Below are 18,835 nucleotides of genomic sequence, written 5' to 3'. Positions count from 1 at the left end.
GCGTTCGATGCGTTCGGTGCGTTCGGTGTCCATCACAGCTCGATGAGGCAATCGTCGAGCCGCCGCGGGAAGGAGGTGAGGGGTTCGGCGCCCTCGGCCGTGACGAGCATGCTGTCCGAGATGCGGTAGCCCGCGTGCCCCGTCACATAGATGCCCGGTTCGTTTGAGACGACCATGCCAGCCTCGAGCACCGTGGCGTCGCCCGCCTCGAGCCACGGCGGCTCGTGCATGCCGAGGCCGATGCCGTGACCCTGCCGGTGCAGGATGTACTCCCCGAGCCCGGCGTCGCGGATCACGTCGAGGCACAGCTCGTTGGCTTCGCGGCACTCGAGCCCGGCCCGAATGGTCTCGCGGCCGCGCTTCTGCGCCTCGTAGATGGCGTCGTGATAGCGAATCTGGGATGCCGTGGGCTCGCCCATCACGAACGTGCGCTCCCCCTCGACGAAACGTCCGCCCACGGCGCAGCCGAGCGACAACATGAAGGTGTCTCCGGGTCGCAGGCGATAACTCGAGGGCAGCCCGTGAGGTTTCGAACTGTTGGCGCCCGAATAGACGAGGCCGCCGGCCAGGAACGAGCCCACCACGACATCCGCGTGCTCGTCGTACATGATGCCCGTGCCGATGCGCCCGACGTGCGCCGCCAGCTCGGCCTCACTCGGCATCTGGCCGCCCGCCACGACGGCGTCGCGCACGAGGCGCACTCCCGCGTCGAGCATGCGGTCGGTGATGCGCGCGGCCTCGCGGTGCAGCTCGATCTCGCCGGGTTGCTTGATGAAACGTGAGCGCAGGATCACATCGGTGGGTTCGAGCGCCGCGAAGGAGAAGGCCCGCGTGGCCGCGACGAGCCGCTCATAGGAGATGGTGGTCGAGTGCCCGACCCGGAACGACGGGGCGGCAGAGGATGACGAGACGGCAACGGGCCGCACCCGCTCGGCCAAGACATCCCACGGGCTCACGACGCCCGGAAACTCGGGGTAGTCGACGAGCTCGGCGTGCGCGGATTGGCTTTCGGCGTGCTCGCGCTCGAGCGCGGGCAGCAGCAGAACGCACCGACCGGATGCCTCGAGCCACACGACCACTGGCCGCTCGCCCGGGTGGTGGAAGAAGCCCGTGAGGTAGGCCACGTCTTCGGGGTCGGCCGTCACGACGGCGTCGAGCCCGGCCTCTTTCAGGCGCTCGATGACGCCCCGCTGCACGGTCTCGAAGAAGTCAGAGCCGAGGCGTTGTGTGAAAACCATGTCTACCTCCGGCGGGACTTGGGGTTGCGCGCGTCGTTGTAGGCGATCGACAGGAGCGTGGCCGACAGCACGAGCGCGAGGATGGCGAGCGAGGGGAACAGCGTCAGCCACCAGGCGCTCGACATGGCGCCCGACTGCTGCGCCTCATAGAGGATGCGTCCCCACGACCACGTGTTCGGGTCGCCGAGACCGAGGAACGCGAGCCCGGCCGCCGAGAGCACGGCGCGCGAGGCGGTGACGACGACCGACACGACGATGACAGGTGTCACGGCCGGGATGATGTGTTTCGTGATGATCCAGGCCGGGGATGTCGTCATCAAACGCGCCGCGTCGACATACGGCAGGCCGACCACCGTCAGCGCCTGCGAGCGCACGATGCGCGTCACCTCGGGCCACGAGAACGCGGCGACGACCAGGATGATCGTGGTGGTCGACGGACCGACGAGCGCCGCGATGAGGATCATGAGGGGCAGGACGGGCAGCGACAGCATGAGGTCGACCAGCACCGAGATGGGGCCGTCGAGCTTGCGGAAGTAGGCGCCGACGACGGCGACGAGCGTGCCGACGGCGATGGCGATGAGGCTCGCGAGCACGGCCACGAGCAGGCTCTGCTGCGTGCCCCAGATGACCTCGCCGAAGACGTCGCGGCCGAGCGAGTCGGTGCCGAACCAGTGCGCGCCGGTCGGGCCCTCGAGCACGGTGTCGCCGTAGCTGCCCGGGTAGGGGGCGAGCAACGGCGCGGCGACGGCCACGAACACGAGGACCGCCATGACGGCGAGCGCGACGAGGCCGAGGGGCTCTTTGCGGAAGGCCCGCCACGTTGCGGCGCTGGCGCGCAGGCTCTCCGTGGCGACAGGCTCCGCGCCGGTCGAGGCGACGGCGGCGCGATCGCGCTCCGCGTTCTCGCTCGCGTCCGCGGGCTGCTCGGTCGCGGCGGCGGTCTCGGCGGGGTCGATGCCCGCGCCCGTGTCGGTCGAAGAGTCGGTAGGAGAAGACATCCGCTCGCCTTTCATCGCGCTCATGAGGTTTTCACCCGGGGGTCGAGAAGTCCGTAGACGAGGTCGGTGAGCATGTTGATGACCACGACCGTGAGCGCCAACATGAGGAACGCTCCCTGCAGGACGGGGAAGTCGAGCTGCGTGACGGCCTCGAAGATGCCGCGGCCGATGCCCGGGTAGGCGAAGACGGTCTCGGTGAGCACCGCGCCGCCCACGAGGAATCCGAGCTGCAGCCCGATGAGCGTCGTGGTGGGCAGGAGGGCGTTGCGCAGCGCGTGCTTCCACAGCACGCGGCGGGGCGGCATGCCGTTGGCGTGGGCCAGGGTCGTGTAGTCCTCGCCCAGGGCGTCGATCAGGGTCGAGCGCATGGTCAAGACATACGACCCGAGCTGGATCAAGACGAGGGATGTCGCCGGCAGCACCAGGTGCTGAATGACGCTCAGATACCACTCGCCGCCGTAGGTGCCGTTCGTATAGGCGCCGCCGATGGGGAACCATCCGAGCGTGAGGCCGAACGTGAAGAGCAGCAGCACGCCGACGCTCGGAACGAAGAGCGACTGGCCTGTGACGCCGACGATCTGCACGAGGCGGTCCCAGCCGGTGCCGCGGCGGGCGGCGGCCAGGACGCCGAGCGGCACGCCCACGAGGACCGTGAAGACGAGGGCCGTTCCGGTGAGCAGGAGCGTCCAGGGCAGGCGCTGCATGAGCACGTCGAGCACGGGGATCGACTGCGTGAACGAGACGCCGAGGTTGCCCTGCACGAGCTGCCAGAGGTAGAGGCCGTATTGCACGATGAGGGGCTGGTTGAGGCCGTATTGCGTAAGCAGGGCCTCGCGGGCCTCGTCGGTCATGTTCGGGCTGGCGACGGCGAGCGCCGGGTCGCCGGGCAGCAGGCGCAGCAGCAGGAACGTCACGGTCACGGCGAACCAGATCGTGAGGATTCCTCGGCCGAAGCGGCGGAGGACGAATGACCACAGAGACACGAGGCGCGGCCCTTTCCAGAGAAGAGGTGGAGCGTGAGAAAACGCGGGGAGGCGGCATCCGCCCGGTTGGGGGCTCGGGCGGATGCCGCTCTGCTCGTTACTTCAGGTGAGCGGATGCCACGCTGATCGGGTTGACGATCGACAGCAGCTCACTCGGCTTCGAGACGAACCCGGTCCACTTGTCGCTGTGTGCGAAGTAGAGGTTCTGCGTGTACATGATGTTGTCGTACACGTTCTCGTTGACGATGGCGGCGGCCTCTTGCATGAGCTTGATCTTCTCGTCCTTATCGGTGGTGGCCGATGCGGTCGTGATGAGTTCGTTCAGCTCGGGGTCGTCGACGTAGCTGTAGTTGATGGCGCCGTCGGGCAGGTAGGCGAGCGTCATGTTGGTGACCGGGTCATCCATGATGGCGAAGTTGCCCGCATAGATGTCGAAGTCGCCGGCGTTCGTCTGTGCCAGGTAGGTGTTGCGCTCGGTGCCCTGCAGCTCGATCGTGATGCCGGCCTTCGCGGCCGAATCCTTGACGAGGGTGGCCCACTGGCTCGTCACCGAGTCCTGCAGCGAGTAGATCAGGCGGAACGACACGGGGAACATGCCCGAACCGTCGGCCGTGTAGCCGGCCTTCTCCATGAGCTCACGCGACAGGTCGGTGTCGAACTTGTATTCCTTGATCGACTTGTCGTAGTAGTCGGCCAGCACGGGCATGAGCGGGCTCGAACCCGTCGACACGGCCTGATCCTGCAGCACGACCTTGCGAATAGCGTCGTAGTCCACGGCGTGCGCGAGGGCCTGACGCACCTCGACCTTGGCCAGGTCGGGCTTCGTCATGTTGTAGGTCATGTGGGCATAACCGAGACCCACCGACTCCTCCACCTCGATGCCGGGCGTGTTCTGCAGCGTCTTCACCTGCGCCGGGGGCAGCGCGTTGGCGATGACATCCACCTCGCCCGACTGCAGCGCCAGGATCTCGGTGTTGATGTCGGGGAACACGCGGTAGACGACCTTGGCGGATGACGGGGTGCCACCCTCGATGAGCGGGTAGTCGTCGACGCGGTCCATCGAATAGCTCTGGCCGACCTGCACGTCGGTGAGCACGTAGGGACCGGCCGAGACCCAGCCGCCGTCGCTGCCGTCGTTCGGGAAGTTCGCGACCGAGTCGGCCTTCTCGAAGACGTGCTGCGGCACCACGTTGCCCCAGAAGCCGATCTCTTCGACGATCGAGGAGTCGGGCTGCGTGAGTGTGATCTCGACGCGCGTGTCAGAGACGGCTTCGGCCGACTCGAAGTTGGCGAGCTGACCGTAGAACGTGCCGGAGGGCTGGTCCTGCTTGACGGCGTTCATGGTCCAGGCCACGTCTTCGGCCGTCAGCTTCTCGCCGTCGGACCACGACAGGTCGTCGCGGATCTCGTAGTAACCCGTGGTCTCGTCGACATAACCCCACTTGGTCGCCACCTGGGCTTCCTTCGTTCCGTCGTCGGCGATCGACAACAGGTGGGGGTACATCAGGTTCGTGATCCAGTAGTCGCTGCGGCTGTTGCCGATGAGCGGGTTGTAGTTCACGACGTCGGTGGTGGTGGCGATGGTGAGCGTCTCGCTCGACGCCGTCGCCTCTCCCCCGCCGGCTTCTGGCGGGGCGCTCGGGGCGCACGCGCTGAGTGCGAGTGCCGATGCGGCCAGGGCGGCCACCGCGGCGATTCGCGTAGTTTTTTTCATTTAGACCCAAACCTCCTTCAGTACCCGCAGAGTGTTTCCACCGACGACGGCGCGGATTTCGTCATCGGAATAACCGTGTTTGACCAACCAGCCGATGATGTTGAAGAACTCTTCGGCCGGGTTCTCGAGACCGTCGACATAGGCGACCTTCTCGTATTCGACAGCGCCGTGGGCCTGCCCGAGGGACAGGTTGGAGCTGAAGGCATCGTGCAGTCCGACGTGGTCGCCGAACAGCGTGTCGGGCCCGAAGCTCACGTGCTCGAGGCCGACGAGGTCGACGCAGTACTCGAAGTGATCCATGACCGACTCGATCGAGTGGCGGGGATGCTTCGGCGACAGCGTCGTGTGGGGTGCGGCTTCGAGGCCGATCACACCGCCACGCTTGGCGCATTCGACGATGGTCTCGTCGGTCTTCATGCGGTTGGTGGGCCAGACGGCGCGGGCGCCGGCGTGCGTGATGAAGACGGGCTTCTTCGAGGCCTTGATGGCGTCGACGGCCGTGACATCGCCCGAGTGGGACACGTCGATGGCGATGCCGAGCTTGTTCATGCGCTCGACGGCGCGCTCGCCGAAGTAGGTCAGGCCGCCGTCGCCGCGTTCCTTCAGGCCCGAGCCGAGCGTGTTGGCCTCGGAGTACGCGATACCCATCTGGCGCACGCCGAAACCGTAGAGCACGTCGAGCCGGTCGACCTCGTTCTCGATCATGGTGGATGCCTCGAGCGCGAACACGTGGGCGATGCGGCCCGTCGCGGCGGCGTACTCGATGTCCTTGATGGTCTCGCCCTTGATGACGAAGTCCTGGTGCGCGAGGTCGGCCATGCGCACGCCGAGGTCGAAGAGCACGTCCTGGTACTTCCAGCCGGCGTCGCTCGAGATGCAGCACGTGCCGTCCATGCCGTTGTCGAAGACGGCCGTGATGCCCGAACGCGAGAGGCCCTCGTAGCCCGTGGGTTCGCGGCCCTGGCGGATGTGGTCGCGCAGCTGCGTCATGTCTTCGGGGAACACCTGCACGTGGTCGTGCAGCGAGATGACGGTCTCTTCGCGCAACAGCTTCGTCGTGCGTTCCTTCTCGGCGTCGGACAGGTCGAGGCCGGTGTATTCGGGCACACGCCCGATCTGCTTGGCGTAATCGAAGTGGCGGTAGTCCTTGCCGGCTTCGAGGTAGTCGTAGGCGGTGTAGCCGGTGTAGCGCTCAGAGGGTTCAAGCACGCGTGGTTCTCCTAACGATTGCGGTGCCGCAAGCGGCGTGGTGCACCGACTGTTCTCGGCGTGGTAGACCCCACTGTCGGTTACGACCGGCGCTGGTGTCAATAAAATCGAAGATATCCGGCGCAGTGTTTACCAATTTGAAACATTTCGGCGCTTTTCCCGTGACATTATGAATTTGTGGACATCTCAGAGAACAACGCATCAACGGCTCGGGCGACGCTCGCCCCACCCGTCGTCCTGCGCGTCGACGGGCTGAGCGTCAGTTTCACGGGCGGCCCCGACGACATTCCGGCCGTGCGCGACGTGGGCCTCGACATCCGCCGCGGTGAGGTCGTGGCCCTGCTCGGCGAATCGGGTTCGGGCAAATCGGTCACGGCGCGCGCCATCATGGGCCTCGTCGACGAGCACACGCGCGTCAGTGCCGACACGCTGCGCCTCGGCGACACCGACCTGCTCGCCATCACGCCCGAGCAACGGCGCCGGTTGCGCGGCGAGCGCATGAGCCTCGTGCTGCAGGACGCGCTCTCGGCCCTCAACCCCGTGCTCTCGATCGGCGACCAGATCGGCGAACTCTTCCGCGTGCACCGCGGCGCCACGCGCAAACAGGCCAAGGCGTCGGCGGTCGAGCTGCTCGGGCTCGTGGGCATCCCGGCACCGCAGCAGCGCGTGGATGATTACCCCCACCAGTTCTCGGGCGGTATGCGCCAGCGCATCCTCATCGCCATGGCCATCGCACTCGAACCCGAACTGCTCATCGCCGACGAGCCGACCACGGCCCTCGACGTCACGGTGCAGGCGCAGATCCTCGACCTGCTCGACCGGTTGCGCTCGGAGCTCGGCATGGGCATCCTCTTGATCACGCACGACCTGGGCGTCGTCACCGAGGTCGCCGACCGCCTGGCCGTCATGTATGCGGGGCGCGTCGTCGAACGCGGCGACGCCGACACCGTGCTGGCTCGGCCCGCGCACCCCTACACCGAGGCCCTGCTGCGTTCGGTGCCGCAGGCGAGCCTGCGCGGCGGGCGTTTGCTCACCATTCCCGGGTCGCCGCCGAGCCCCGGCCAGGTGCCGACCGGATGCTCGTTCCACACGCGCTGCCTCTTCGCGGTCGACGTGTGCCGCACCACCCGACCACCCCTCGCCGACGTGGCACCGGGCCGTGCGGCCGCCTGCCACCGGAGCGACGAACTGCTGACGGGAGCCCTGTCATGAGCGACACCTCATCACCCCTCATCGAGCTCGGGCCGACGCGCACCGAGCCAGAAGTCGTGCTCGAGGCATCCGATCTGGTGCGCACGTTCTCGGGCGGCAGCCGCCTGAAACCCCGCCACGTCTCGGCCGTGGATGGCGTGAGCCTGACGCTGCGGGCCGGCGAAACGCTCGGCATCGTGGGCGAATCGGGCTGCGGCAAATCCACGCTCGCGCGCATGCTCGTGGGCCTCGAGAAACCGGATGGCGGCACCCTGCGCTACCACGGCGACGACGTGACGGCGGGGCGCGTGCGCGACCGGCGGCTGCTGCGGCGCGGCGTGCAGATGATCTTCCAAGACCCCTACACATCGCTCGACCCGCGCATGACCGTGGCCGATCTGATCGCCGAGCCCCTCGCCGCCACCCGCACGGGCACGGCCGCCTCGCGCCGCGAACGCGTGGCCGAGCTGCTCGAACTCGTGGGGCTCGCGCCCAGCATGATGAGCCGTTTTCCGCACCAGTTCTCGGGTGGCCAGCGGCAGCGCATCGGCATCGCGCGGGCGCTGGCGCTCGACCCCGACGTGCTCGTGTGCGACGAACCCGTCTCGGCGCTCGACGTGTCGGTGCAGGCGCAGGTGATCAACCTGCTGGGCGATCTGCAGACCCGGCTGGGCGTCTCGATCCTGTTCATCGCGCACGACCTCTCGGTGGTGCGCCACATCGCCGACCGCGTGGCCGTCATGTACCTCGGGCGCATCGCCGAAGAGGGTGACACGGCCACGATCTATGACCAGCCCTCGCATCCCTACACGCAGGCCCTGCTGTCGGCCTCGCCCACGCTCGATCGCGCCGACCGGGGTCGCCTTGCTCGCCGGCGCGTTTTGCAGGGCGAGCCGCCGTCGCCCGTAAACCCGCCCACCGGATGCCGCTTCAACCCGAGGTGCTGGCTGGCGACCGACGAATGCCGCACCGACGTGCCGCTGCGGCGCGAGTTCCCCGTTGGCGCCCCGCGCACGGTGGCGTGCCACCACGCCGAGCGGGCGGTAGCGGAGTTTTCGGCGGCCGGCTGAGCCGCGACAGCTCGGGCTGCAAGCTGAACGCGAGAAGGGCGCCGGATGATGTCATCCGACGCCCTTCTGTCACGGGGTCATGCCCCGTTCTTGCCTATGCACGGTTGGCGCGGCGGCGGCGGAACGCGGCGGTTCCGACGAACGCGAGACCGGCCAGGAGCGCCGAGCCGGCGGCGATCGGCAACACGGATGCCTCGGCTCCCGTATTAGCCAGGCCCGAGCCCGCGGGCTTGGCGCCGACAGGCTTACCGGGGACGACGACGGCTGGGGTCGTCGTGGGCGTCACCGACGCCGACGGTACCGGTGCGACCGGCGTCGGGCCGGCCGTCGGGGTGGCGGGAGCAGTCGGCGTCACCACGGGGGTCGCCGGCGTCGTCGGCTGCGGAGCCGTCGGGGTCGGCGTGGGCGTGGGGGTCGGCTTCGGCACGGGCGTTCCCGAGACGGAGATGATGGTGTTGTCGTTGCTGTCGCTCGCGACCGGGGACACGGTGCGCAGCGCGACCTCGAACTCGAGCCGCGTGATGGGCGTCGGCGACGAGACGATGAGCGAACCGCATCCGGCGCCCGGGGTCTCGTTGCACGGGCTGTTCAGACCCCACACGGCGCCCGACGCATCGGTGGTGAAGGAGGCGCCCGAGGACGGCTTCACGGTGGCGCCCGACGGCTGCGACGACACCAGGCGGTACGCGTCGCTGAAGAAGGCCGTGGGCTGGCCGGTGATGATGGGCCCGCGGGATCCGAGATCGGAGAGGTGCACCTTGACGTCGGTCATGGGTTCGCTCAGCTCGATGACGAGGCGGCCGGGCGCACAGGTCGTCGTGTCACCCGGGCAGTCGGTCAGCGTCTGCGCCTTGGCGCCGAGGGCGGATGCGAACGGCCCGTCCAACGCGTACTGATCGGCCGTGCCGAGGTAGGAGAACTGGTCCTGGGGCGCCTCTGTCATGAAGTAGCGGTCGGCCGAGCCCGAGAAGGTGAGGTTGGCGGTGGCGCCGGAGGACAGCCCGAGGGTGGCCGAGGTCGCGGAGTTGATCGTGACCGACGTGGTGTCTTCGGCGAAGGCGGCCGGTGCTCCCGCAACGGCGAACGCGACGCCGGCCGCGACGGCGGCGGACAGGAGGCCGGCTGAGCGCCGGCGCGTGCGCGCGGGGCGCGCGGCTGGGGTGGACGAGTAAGACAGCTGCATTGTGCATCCCTTGATCGTTGAGTGGAATTCCAGAATGGCAAATCCATCGACCCACCGACCGCCGCCAGCGCGCGCTAAATCGACGATGCTTCGCGTCGCGCCGCGATCAACAGGCGCAGTGCGGCGGGATTACGGCCCTCAGACGGGCGGCACCCGTGCGAGTGACAGAAACAAACGACTCACATCGCGTGGCAGAAAGCGGCGTGTCGCACGCATCCGTGGAGAAAGGCGGCGACATCCGGTTGTGCAGAACCGTCCGGCGCTAACGGCGCCGGCTACCTCGACGGCGCTGCAGAACCGCCGCCATGCCCACCCAGAGCGCGGTCAGAACGAGATAGAGTACGCCGGTTCCCGCGTCTCCCCCGGTGAAAGCGAGCGCCGCGAGGCTCGCGAAGATCACCGCGGCCACCCCGCACAAGATCGTGCCGATGAAAGGTCGGCGACCCGCACCACTCACGCGCGCGATCCATCGACGTCGGCGACAGCGCCGAGATCAGCGCCGCGGTCGGTGCCCCGAGCCGAGGCGTCTGTGCGCCCCGTGCCCAGAACGCCGCCCGACTCCTGCAGATAACACACACCGCACAGCGATTCGTAGGCGACCTCTTCGCCGTCGATGGCCACCTGCGCGCCGTCGAACGTGAAGCGGTCGCCGATGAGCCGCCCATTGAAGATGGCCTTGCGGCCGCACCGGCAGATCGTCTTCAGCTCTTCGAGGCTGTGGGCCACCTCGAGCAACCGCCGGCTGCCGGGAAAGGCCACGGTCAGGAAATCGGTGCGGATGCCGTAGGCCAGAACCGGGATGCCCTCAAGCAAGGCGATGCGCAACAGCCCGTCCACCTGAGCATCCGTCAAGAATTGGGCCTCGTCGACCAGCAGGCAGCTGACGTCGAGCTTGTCGGCGGCCAACCGCTCGGCGCGATGGCGCTGGAAGAGGTCGTAGGAGTCGTCGGCACCCGTGATGACGTAGTCGACCTCGCGCGCGACGCCCAGGCGACTCTGGATGTGGCGGTCACCCTTCGTGTCGACGGCGGGCTTCGCGAGCAGCACGCTGTGACCGCGCTCCTCATAGTTGTAGGCCGCCTGCAGGAGGGCCGTCGACTTGCCCGAGTTCATCGCGCCGTAGCGGAAGTAGAGTTTTGCCACGCGGAAAGCCTAGTAGGCGGCACGCCCGGCGCACGACGGGAGGCCCGGGCGATCGATCTCGTCCGGGCCTCCGTGGTCATCCGGTCACCGTGCGCGCGTGACGGGATGTTCGTGCGCGTCGTACTAGCGGCCGCGTCGCACTCGACGCGTCACGGCGATGACCGCGCCGGCGAGCGCGAGCACCGCGGCACCACCCGCGACGAGCGACACGTCACCCGCGCCGGTCGACGGGAGCGCTGCCGGGGTCGGCTTCGGCTTCTCGGGAACGATGGCGGCTGCCGGAGTCGGCGTGGGGGTTGCGGTCGGGGTGGGCGTGGGAGTCGGGGTGGGCGTGGGAGTCGGCGTCGGCGTAGGAGTCGGCGTCGGAGTCGGAGTCGGAGTCGGAGTCGGCGTCGGCGTAGGCGTAGGCGTAGGCGTAGGCGTAGGCGTAGGCGTAGGCGTCGGCGTCGGCGTCGGCGTCGGCGTAGGCGTCGGCGTCGGAGTCGGAGTCGGAGTCGGAGTAGGAGTAGGAGTAGGCGTAGGCGTAGGCGTCGGAGTCGTCGTCGGAGTCGGCGTAGGAGTCGGAGTAGGAGTAGGAGTAGGAGTAGGAGTAGGAGTAGGAGTAGGAGTAGGCACCGCCGCCGCGCTCACCGAGACGTTGTAGCCATCGATCCCGCCCCCGCCCAGGATCTTCGTCCCGGTCGTGCGCGCGTCGAATCGAAGCTCCGTCACGGGCTTGTCGCTCGCGATGACCAGGGAGCCGCAGCCACCGGTGCTCGTCGAGCATCCGGTCGATGTTCCCCGCAGGAAACCGTCGCCATCGTCGAGGAACGTATTTCCGCTCGACGGGCTCATCGCGGCGCCGGCGGGGATCGACGACACCAGCTTCCAGCCGTCGGCCCCATTCCCGCCACCGAACTCGGCAATATGCACGGACAACCCTGTGACCGGTTTGCTGAAGCTCAGGATGATCTGGCCGTCGTTGCAGGTCTGGCCCCGCCGGCAGCTCGTCGGAACGTCGATCCTGATGGACTGCGTCTGATCGGGGTCGATCTGGGGGCTGTACATGCCCGCCGTCGAGTTGCCGAGATTGAGCACGCCGACCGCGCCGAACGTGCGCGAACCACCGGCGAGCGACATGGTCGCCGTCACGTCGCCCGGCAGCGTGAAGCGAGCCTCTGACTCGCTGATCTTCTCGGCGGCCGACGGCTCGGCCGCCAGGGCCGCACTGAGCGCCGGGGCCGCAATCGCCGCCCCCAGCAGAATGCCAACGGCTCCGAGCCGCAGGGCGGTCGCCCTCTTTGTGTTTTCGACAGACATACAGATCCCTCTCATCGATACATTGATATATCAATGCTAGCAAGAAGGATGCCCGCCCGACAGCGCCCGGCCCGATCGCACTCCCGGTCGAACCACACGGCCGCGGACACGAAGAGGCGGCACCCGGCCTCAACCGGATACCGCCTCGAGTTCCGCGCTCAGTCGCGCGGAGGAATGCTCGCGTCAGTCGGCGATCTTCAACGCCTCGGCCGTCGACGCCATCACGGCGCGCGCTTTCTCGGGGTCGCCGTTCAGGGTCTCGCCATAGGTCGGGATCATCTCGCGGATGCGGGGCTCCCACGAGGCGAGCTCGTCGGGGAAGCAGCGCTTCAGGACATCCAGCATGATGGGAACGGCCGTCGAGGCGCCGGGCGAGGCACCCAGGAGACCCGCGATCGATCCGTCGGCCGCCGCGATGACCTCGGTGCCGAACTGCAGCACGCCGCCCTTCTTCGCGTCCTTCTTCATGACCTGGGCGCGCTGGCCGGCCGTGATCAGGTACCAATCCTCTTCGCGGGCCGTCGGCATGAACTCGCGCAGCGCGTCGAACTTCTTGGCGCGCGAGGCCAGCAGCTCGCCGATGAGGTACTTCAACAGCGACGGGTTGTCCTTCGCGACCGCCAGCATGGGCACCAGGTTGTGCGGGCGCACCTGCGTGACGAGGTCGGTGATCGAGCCGTTCTTCAAGAACTTGGGGCTGAACCCGGCGTACGGGCCGAACAGCAGGCTGGCCTGGCCGTCGACCACGCGCGTGTCGAGGTGCGGCACCGACATGGGCGGCGCGCCGACGGCGGCCTGGCTGTAGACCTTGGCGGTGTGCTCGGCGACGACCTTGGGGTTGTCGGTGCGCAGGAACTGGCCCGAGATGGGGAAGACGCCGTAGCCCTTGACCTCGGGGATGCCCGATTTCTGCAGCAGCTTGAGCGCCCAGCCGCCCGCGCCCACGAAGACGAAGCGCGCGTTGACGGTGCCGGGCGTGCGGCCCACGAGGTCGCGGAAGCGGATGCCCCACGTGCCGTCTTTGTGCTTCTTGAGCCCGCGCACCTCGAAGTTGAGGTTGAGGCCCACGCCGCCGTCGGCGACGGCCGCGTCGAAGAGTTTGTGCGTGAGCGCGCCGAAGTCGACGTCGGTGCCCGTGTGCACGCGCGTGGCCGCGAAGGGCTCGCCCGCGCGGCGTTTGCGCATGAGCAGCGGCGCCCATTTATTGATGACGCGGCTGTCTTCGGAGTATTCGATGTCCCCGAAGAGCGGCTGGTCTTTCAGCGACTCATACCGCTTCTTCAAGTACTCGACGTCGCGTTCGCCGCGCACGAAGGTCATGTGCGGGGCCGTGTTGATGAACGACGACGGGTCGCCCAGCTGGCCTTCACGCACGAGGTGCGCCCAGAACTGGCGGCTCAGCTGGAACTGCTCGTTGATGCTGATGGCCTTGCCCGGGTCGACTTCACCGTCGGCCCCCTGGGGCATGTAGTTCAGCTCGCACAGGGCCGCATGGCCCGTTCCCGCGTTGTTCCACGGGTTGGATGATTCGAGGGCGACGTCGCCCAGTCGCTCGAAGACCTCGATGGTCCAATCGGGCTGCAATTGCTTGAGCAGAACGGCGAGGGTGGCACTCATGATGCCGCCGCCGATGAGGACGACGTCAACCGGCTTATTATCGGTCATTCCCCTAGCTTATGCCGAGTTTCGCGAGCTCTTCACGCATGCGATCGGCCATCTCGGCGTAGCCCTCGTCGTTGGGGTGCAGGCCGTCGCCGGCCATCCATTCGGGGTGTCCCTCGATCCAGTGCGAGGCGCCGGGAATGTAGTCCGCATCGGCGTGTTTCGCCGCATCTTCGACCCAGCCGCTGATCACGTCGAGCGATTCGGGGCGGTCGTCGGTGTACCAGAACGGTTCGACCACGATGAGGCGCGCGTCGGGCAGCGCGCCGTGCAACGCGTCGATGTCCCGGTCGATGGCCGCATGGATGTCATCCGCCCGGCTGTCATACGAGAAATTGTCGTTCAAACCCATCGTCACGAACACGATGTCGGGGTCGGCGTCGATGACCTGCTCGACGAGGTCCACATCGGGCGTGCGGTTGTTGACGAAGCCGAGGCCGTTGACGCTCGGGTTCACCTCGCGCCAACCGTTCTCGCGACAGATGACCGTCGACCAGCGGTTGGCGGCATCCGTCGCGCCCGTTCCGAGTGTGTAGGAGTCGCCGTAGAACGCGACGACCGGGGCGTCGGCCGGCAGATCGGGGGCGGGCACGGTGGATGTCGGGCCCGCCGCATCCCCGCCGCCCGGTGTGCATGCGGCGAGCGCGAGCGGCACGGCGACGACGGCGGCGAGCACAGCGCCCCAGCGGCGGAAGCGCGAACGCGCGGAGTGAGGCTTGGTCATATCTCTTGTTCGGCGCGGGCGACATGCCGGATTGCGCACGGCACAAACTGGGGACACGATCTCGCCGAGTCCGCCTCGTTTCGGGGGATAGAGTTATGCACACTTCAGGCCCCGAAAGAATCGCGAGGACACCGTGGGCGCTGCCCCGAAACGCCGACGCCTCACGGCGACGCTGGCGATCATCTTCGCGCCGCTGCTCGCCATTGGGAGTGTGTTCGCCATCGTGTTCCTCGCGCCGCCGCCCGACCGCAACCCGTTCACCGACGTGAGCCTGTATGCCGACCCCGACTCACTTGCGGCCAACGCCGCTCAGGATGCGACGCGCGCGGGCCAGGCCGTCAACGCCGCCCTCTACCAGCGCCTGGCCGACACCCCGGCGGCCATCTGGCTGACGCCCGAGGAGTACCCCCGCGGCGAGGTGGGCACCTACGTGCGGCAGGTCACCGACGACGCGTTCCGCACGGGCCGCCTGCCGGTCTTCGTCGTCTACGGCGTGCCCAACCGCGACTGCGGCAACGAGTCCTCCGGAGGGCTGTCGAGCACCGAGGACTACTATGCCTGGGTCGGCGAGATCGCGACCGCCGGCCAGGAGAGTTCGCCCGAATCCGAGCGATCCCCGATCTACATCGTCGAACCGGATGCCCTCGCTCTCGCCCAGCAGTGCAACAACGAGGCGCAGCGCGTGGGCGAAGTGCGGTCGGCCGTCGACATCCTGCACGAGGCCGAGGCCACCATCTACCTCGACGGCGGGCACTCCACCTGGCGCAGCGCCGAAGACATGGCCAAGCTGCTGAACGACGCGGGCATCGGCGAGGCGCGCGGTTTCGCCAGCAACGTCTCGAACTACAACGCGGATGACCTCGAACACGCTTATGCCGAGAAGCTCTCACAGCTCACGGGCAACAGTCACTACGTGATCGACACGTCGCGCAACGGCAACGGGTCGAACGGCGACTGGTGCAACCCGAGCGGCCGCGCTCTCGGAGTCACGCCCGGCATCGTGACCGACGGCAGCCACCACGACGCCAACCTCTGGATCAAGGCGCCGGGCGAGAGCGACGGGCAGTGCAACGGCGGTCCGATCGCGGGAGCGTGGTGGCCGACGTCGGCACTCGAGCTCACGCGCAACGCCGGATGGTGACCGCGCCACCCGCTCGGGGGGCAAAATGAACCCGTTTATCGTTTGAACCGAGGAATTATGCGTTTTAGCACTTCTCCATTGGTAGCATCGGCCTGATGATGACTCAGGGGGAACGGCGCGTCGCCGTCATAATCGAAGACGACCCGGACATCCGGCACCTGCTCGAGACCGTGCTCACGCAGGCCGGCTTCGAGACCGTTTCGACCGGCAACGGGCTGGATGGCGTCCAGGCCGTCCGCGCCTACGACCCCATCGTCACCACGCTCGACGTGAGCCTTCCGGGCATCGACGGTTTCGAGGCCGCCCGCCGCATCCGCGCCTTCTCGTCGACCTACATCGTCATGCTCACAGCCATGAACGAAGAGATCGACACACTGCAGGGGCTTGAGGCCGGCGCCGACGACTACCTCACCAAACCTTTCCGCCCGCGCGAACTGCGCGCCCGCATCGAGGCCATGCTGCGCCGCCCGCGCGCGGCCGGTTCCCCCCTCGGCAGCGCCGACGCCGTGGCCGTGCAGCCCTTCGGGTCCGAGCCCAGTGCTCCCGCGGCGCCCGGCGTCATCACGCCCGTGAGCGCCCCGCCCGAGCAGACGACCCACACGCCCGCCGCCCCGGCTCCCGTCAACTACTCCCCCGCCGAGCCCGCCGCGTCGGCGCCTGCCACGTTCACGCCGGCAGACCCCTCGGCTTCACCCGCCAGCACTGCGCCCGCCGCAACGCCCACGGGCGGTGTGCCCGCAGCACCCGGCGCGAACGACGGCGCGGCCGCTCCCGCATCCGCCGCCCATCAGCAGACCGAGGGATGGCTGACCCACAACGGGCTGCGCCTGCACCCCGAGATGCGCATCGTCGAGCACGACGGAAAAGAAGTGGACCTCACGCGCAGCGAGTTCGACCTCATCCACGCGCTCATGGAATCGAACCGGCGCGTGCGCTCGAAGGCCGACCTGGCGCTGCTGCTGCGCGGCGAGAGCTACGTCACGGCCTATTACATCAACGAGGCCGACAAGCGCGTCGTCGAGGTGCACATGGGAAACCTGCGGCGCAAGCTCGGCGACAGCATCACGTCGCCGCGCTGGATCGAGACTGTGCGCGGTGTCGGTTACCGCCTGGCGGCGATCGAGGCCTGATCGCCCGACGACGAATTACACGACGAAGCCCCGCTCCTGGCGGGGCTTTTTTGTGCCCGAGAACGGCGCGGGATGCGGCGGCGGGTACGACGAATACTGCTCGGCGGGAGCGGCGGCGAATCTGGCGGAGTCGCGAGGGGCGAACGGGAGGAGCGGGGAGAAAAGGGAGGCGGTTCCGCGGCGGAGGCTGAAGTCATCCGGGACGGGTGTGGTGCGGTGAAGCGGTGAAGCGGTGAAGCGGTGAAGCGGTGCTGCAGGTGGTGCGATGGAGCCTAGGAGGCGCTCGTGCCGGCGGGCTCGGGGTGCTCGAGAATCCAGAGCAGTTCGGCGCAGGTCAGGCCGCCCAGCTCGTGCAGGCGGGCCAGGTGCTTCTCGGCCCCGGCCACGTCGCGGCGTTTCACGGCCGAGTGGATGAGTCCGGCCGCGGCCTCGAGCATCATCGCGCCGATCATGGTGGAGGAGGAGCGGATGGAGAGGAGCACGACATCCGCGTCTTGCAGGTTGTTGGTGGCGAGGGCCTGTTGCAGGCGTTCGGTGCGCGGTGTCCACAGACTCACGAAGTCGAGGACGAAGCGCCGCTGACTCGCGGCATCCCCCGACAGGTGGTCGAGGAGCCGCGAGTAGCGGTGGTGTTCGATGTATCTGGTCTGGATCAAACCTTGTAGCCTCGCTGACGACGGATCAATTTGGTGAACATGCTGAGGGTCTGCAGCACGGTGATGACGCCCAGGATAGGCCAGCCGATCCACAGCACGGTCGACTGCACGACTACTGAGAGCTGGAACCAGGTGAAGACCAGTACCGCGAAGATCGCGACCGCGACGACGAGGGGCACGAGGTAGGCCTGTCCGGCACCGCGCTCGGCTTTGGCCTGGGCGGCCCAGTTGTCGACCTGCTTGCGGCTGGCGAACTTGGTCCAGGCGCGGACGAAGTGTCCGAGGCGCACGATCATGTAGATCTCGGCTGGGAAGAACAGCACCGCGAACAGGATGTCCTTGGCGTTCCGGTTCTTCATCGACAGGGCTACACGCAGGTTGAGCGCCATGGCCGTGATCGGCGGGATGAGCCAGATGGGGCTGAAGACGAAGGCGCTGATCGAGAGCGACGCGACGAGCAGCGTGACGAAGAGCAGGCGGCTGAACATGTTGATCAGCATGGAGAAGTGTTCGAACCAGCGCAGGCGCAGGTTGGGGTGGAACGGCTGGCCCTTGGTGTCGCCGCGCTGGCCGGGCCACATGAGCTCGATGGCGCCGAAGTTCCATTTCACCTGCTGGGCGTCGAGGCCGCGCAGGGTGGTCATGCCGCCGACGTTGGCGCGGGACTGGGCGCTGATCTTGGTGAGGTAGCCGGCGCTCTTGATCTGCAGCGAGAGGAGCGAGTCCTCGACCTCGGAGTCCTTGACCCACGGGGTGGCCTGGTGGTTGTCGACCATGACCTCGCGCAGCGTCTTGACCGAGAAGATCGAGAACTGGCCGCCGAGCACGGCCATGTTGCGGCCCTTCAGCATGTTCTGCATGTTGAAGGCGGCGAACTGGGCGCGCTGGCCGGCGATCAGGAACGAGGGGATGACACCCTTCATGTCGCTGTCGTCGATCGAGTAGATCGCCGAGATGCCGCCGATGCGGCTGTCCGAGGCGATCTCGGCTTCGAGCTGTTCGACAGCGATGGGCTCGGCCGTGGTGTCGCCGTCGACACCGAGCAGGTAGTCGCAGCCCTCGACGAGCGAGAAGCCGTAGTTCAGGGCGCCGACCTTCTTGTCCTTGTTCTCGCCGATATCGTGAACGTAGATCTCGGTGGACTGCATGCCCTCGCCCTGGCCGCGGGTGTGCGGGCCGGCGTAGTGGCTGGCGATCTCGACGGTGTCGTCGGTCGTGTTGTTGACGATCACGTGGATGACGTCGGGGATGCGTGTCTGGTTGAGCAGCGAATCCAGCACCGACGCGATCGACTCGGCCTCGTTGTAGGCCGGGATGATGCATCCGATGGTCGGCTTGTAGGTGGGCAGCGCTTCGACCGACTCCATGAAGTCGGCGGCGTAGGCCTCGAGGTCGGGGTCGATTTCGACGCGGGAAGAGACGTAGGGGTTCTCGTTCGTTGCCATGATGGGCTCTGGCAATGCCTTCTCGGGTGTCGGGTTGGACATTGCCTAC

The 18,835-nt window shown here is 67.7% G+C and carries 18 protein-coding genes; 4 read left to right on the top strand and 14 right to left on the bottom strand.

Annotated features, from left to right (window positions below):
* Positions 1-32 precede the first annotated feature (32 nt).
* The 5 genes from ALI44B_RS13865 to ALI44B_RS13845 form a co-directional block, all read right to left on the bottom strand.
* Positions 33-1,238, bottom strand: coding sequence for a M24 family metallopeptidase (locus ALI44B_RS13865; protein ID WP_077055164.1), 1,206 nt, complete (start codon positions 1,236-1,238; stop codon positions 33-35).
* Between the two features lie 2 nt (positions 1,239-1,240).
* Positions 1,241-2,236: an ABC transporter permease gene (locus tag ALI44B_RS13860; protein WP_083710045.1), complete on the bottom strand. Its 996-nt coding sequence runs from the start codon at positions 2,234-2,236 to the stop codon at positions 1,241-1,243.
* Between the two features lie 20 nt (positions 2,237-2,256).
* The gene (locus ALI44B_RS13855; protein ID WP_077055163.1) at positions 2,257-3,219 is read right to left on the bottom strand and encodes an ABC transporter permease; all 963 of its coding nucleotides are present in this window, start codon (positions 3,217-3,219) and stop codon (positions 2,257-2,259) included.
* 97 nt (positions 3,220-3,316) lie between these two features.
* The gene (locus ALI44B_RS13850) at positions 3,317-4,933 is read right to left on the bottom strand and encodes an ABC transporter substrate-binding protein (protein WP_077055162.1); all 1,617 of its coding nucleotides are present in this window, start codon (positions 4,931-4,933) and stop codon (positions 3,317-3,319) included.
* Complete coding sequence (locus tag ALI44B_RS13845) at positions 4,934-6,142, bottom strand: dipeptidase (RefSeq protein WP_077055161.1); 1,209 nt, start codon at positions 6,140-6,142, stop codon at positions 4,934-4,936.
* A gap of 177 nt (positions 6,143-6,319) precedes the next feature.
* Between ALI44B_RS13845 and ALI44B_RS13840 the strand changes: the two genes are divergently transcribed.
* The gene (locus ALI44B_RS13840; protein WP_238592215.1) at positions 6,320-7,354 is read left to right on the top strand and encodes an ABC transporter ATP-binding protein; all 1,035 of its coding nucleotides are present in this window, start codon (positions 6,320-6,322) and stop codon (positions 7,352-7,354) included.
* Positions 7,351-8,403: an ABC transporter ATP-binding protein gene (locus ALI44B_RS13835; protein WP_077055160.1), complete on the top strand. Its 1,053-nt coding sequence runs from the start codon at positions 7,351-7,353 to the stop codon at positions 8,401-8,403. The genes ALI44B_RS13840 and ALI44B_RS13835 overlap by 4 nt, the downstream gene beginning before the upstream one ends.
* A 94-nt stretch (positions 8,404-8,497) precedes the next feature.
* Here the strand turns inward: ALI44B_RS13835 and ALI44B_RS16240 are convergent, their stop codons facing one another.
* The 7 genes from ALI44B_RS16240 to ALI44B_RS13795 form a co-directional block, all read right to left on the bottom strand.
* A complete protein-coding gene (locus ALI44B_RS16240) occupies positions 8,498-9,586 on the bottom strand; it encodes a hypothetical protein (RefSeq protein WP_077055159.1) in 1,089 nt (362 codons plus the stop codon).
* A 262-nt stretch (positions 9,587-9,848) separates the two neighbouring features.
* On the bottom strand, positions 9,849-10,043 hold the full coding sequence (locus tag ALI44B_RS13825; RefSeq protein WP_077055158.1) for a hypothetical protein: 195 nt from the start codon (positions 10,041-10,043) through the stop codon (positions 9,849-9,851).
* Positions 10,040-10,729, bottom strand: a complete 690-nt coding sequence (locus ALI44B_RS13820) for a thymidine kinase (RefSeq protein WP_083710042.1) — start codon at positions 10,727-10,729, stop codon at positions 10,040-10,042. Before ALI44B_RS13820 ends, ALI44B_RS13825 begins: the two co-directional genes overlap by 4 nt.
* A gap of 123 nt (positions 10,730-10,852) precedes the next feature.
* Positions 10,853-10,939, bottom strand: coding sequence for a hypothetical protein (locus ALI44B_RS16585; protein ID WP_238592243.1), 87 nt, complete (start codon positions 10,937-10,939; stop codon positions 10,853-10,855).
* 1 nt (position 10,940) lies between these two features.
* Entirely contained in the window at positions 10,941-11,495 is a 555-nt protein-coding gene (locus tag ALI44B_RS16485; protein ID WP_238592247.1) for a hypothetical protein, read from the bottom strand.
* A 716-nt stretch (positions 11,496-12,211) separates the two neighbouring features.
* On the bottom strand, positions 12,212-13,693 hold the full coding sequence (locus ALI44B_RS13800; protein ID WP_077055155.1) for a malate:quinone oxidoreductase: 1,482 nt from the start codon (positions 13,691-13,693) through the stop codon (positions 12,212-12,214).
* Positions 13,694-13,697: 4 nt separating this feature from the next.
* Positions 13,698-14,414, bottom strand: a complete 717-nt coding sequence (locus ALI44B_RS13795; protein WP_077055154.1) for an SGNH/GDSL hydrolase family protein — start codon at positions 14,412-14,414, stop codon at positions 13,698-13,700.
* 133 nt (positions 14,415-14,547) lie between these two features.
* Between ALI44B_RS13795 and ALI44B_RS13790 the strand changes: the two genes are divergently transcribed.
* Together ALI44B_RS13790 and ALI44B_RS13785 are read left to right on the top strand one after the other, a co-directional pair.
* Positions 14,548-15,555 (top strand): glycoside hydrolase family 6 protein, encoded by a 1,008-nt coding sequence (locus ALI44B_RS13790; RefSeq protein ID WP_077055153.1) that lies wholly within the window; start codon positions 14,548-14,550, stop codon positions 15,553-15,555.
* A gap of 95 nt (positions 15,556-15,650) precedes the next feature.
* Positions 15,651-16,685: a response regulator gene (locus ALI44B_RS13785; protein WP_083710040.1), complete on the top strand. Its 1,035-nt coding sequence runs from the start codon at positions 15,651-15,653 to the stop codon at positions 16,683-16,685.
* 272 nt (positions 16,686-16,957) lie between these two features.
* Here ALI44B_RS13785 and ALI44B_RS13780 read toward each other — a convergent pair whose 3' ends face one another.
* Positions 16,958-17,341 (bottom strand): hypothetical protein, encoded by a 384-nt coding sequence (locus tag ALI44B_RS13780; protein WP_077055152.1) that lies wholly within the window; start codon positions 17,339-17,341, stop codon positions 16,958-16,960.
* The gene (locus tag ALI44B_RS13775; RefSeq protein ID WP_238592214.1) at positions 17,338-18,828 is read right to left on the bottom strand and encodes a glycosyltransferase family 2 protein; all 1,491 of its coding nucleotides are present in this window, start codon (positions 18,826-18,828) and stop codon (positions 17,338-17,340) included. Before ALI44B_RS13775 ends, ALI44B_RS13780 begins: the two co-directional genes overlap by 4 nt.
* Positions 18,829-18,835 lie beyond the last annotated feature (7 nt).

Origin of the sequence: Leifsonia sp. ALI-44-B (assembly GCF_001984125.1) — a bacterium.
Taxonomy (GTDB): domain Bacteria; phylum Actinomycetota; class Actinomycetes; order Actinomycetales; family Microbacteriaceae; genus Okibacterium.
Note: the sequence above shows the minus strand (reverse complement) of the source record. Positions and strands in the feature narration are given on the sequence as shown.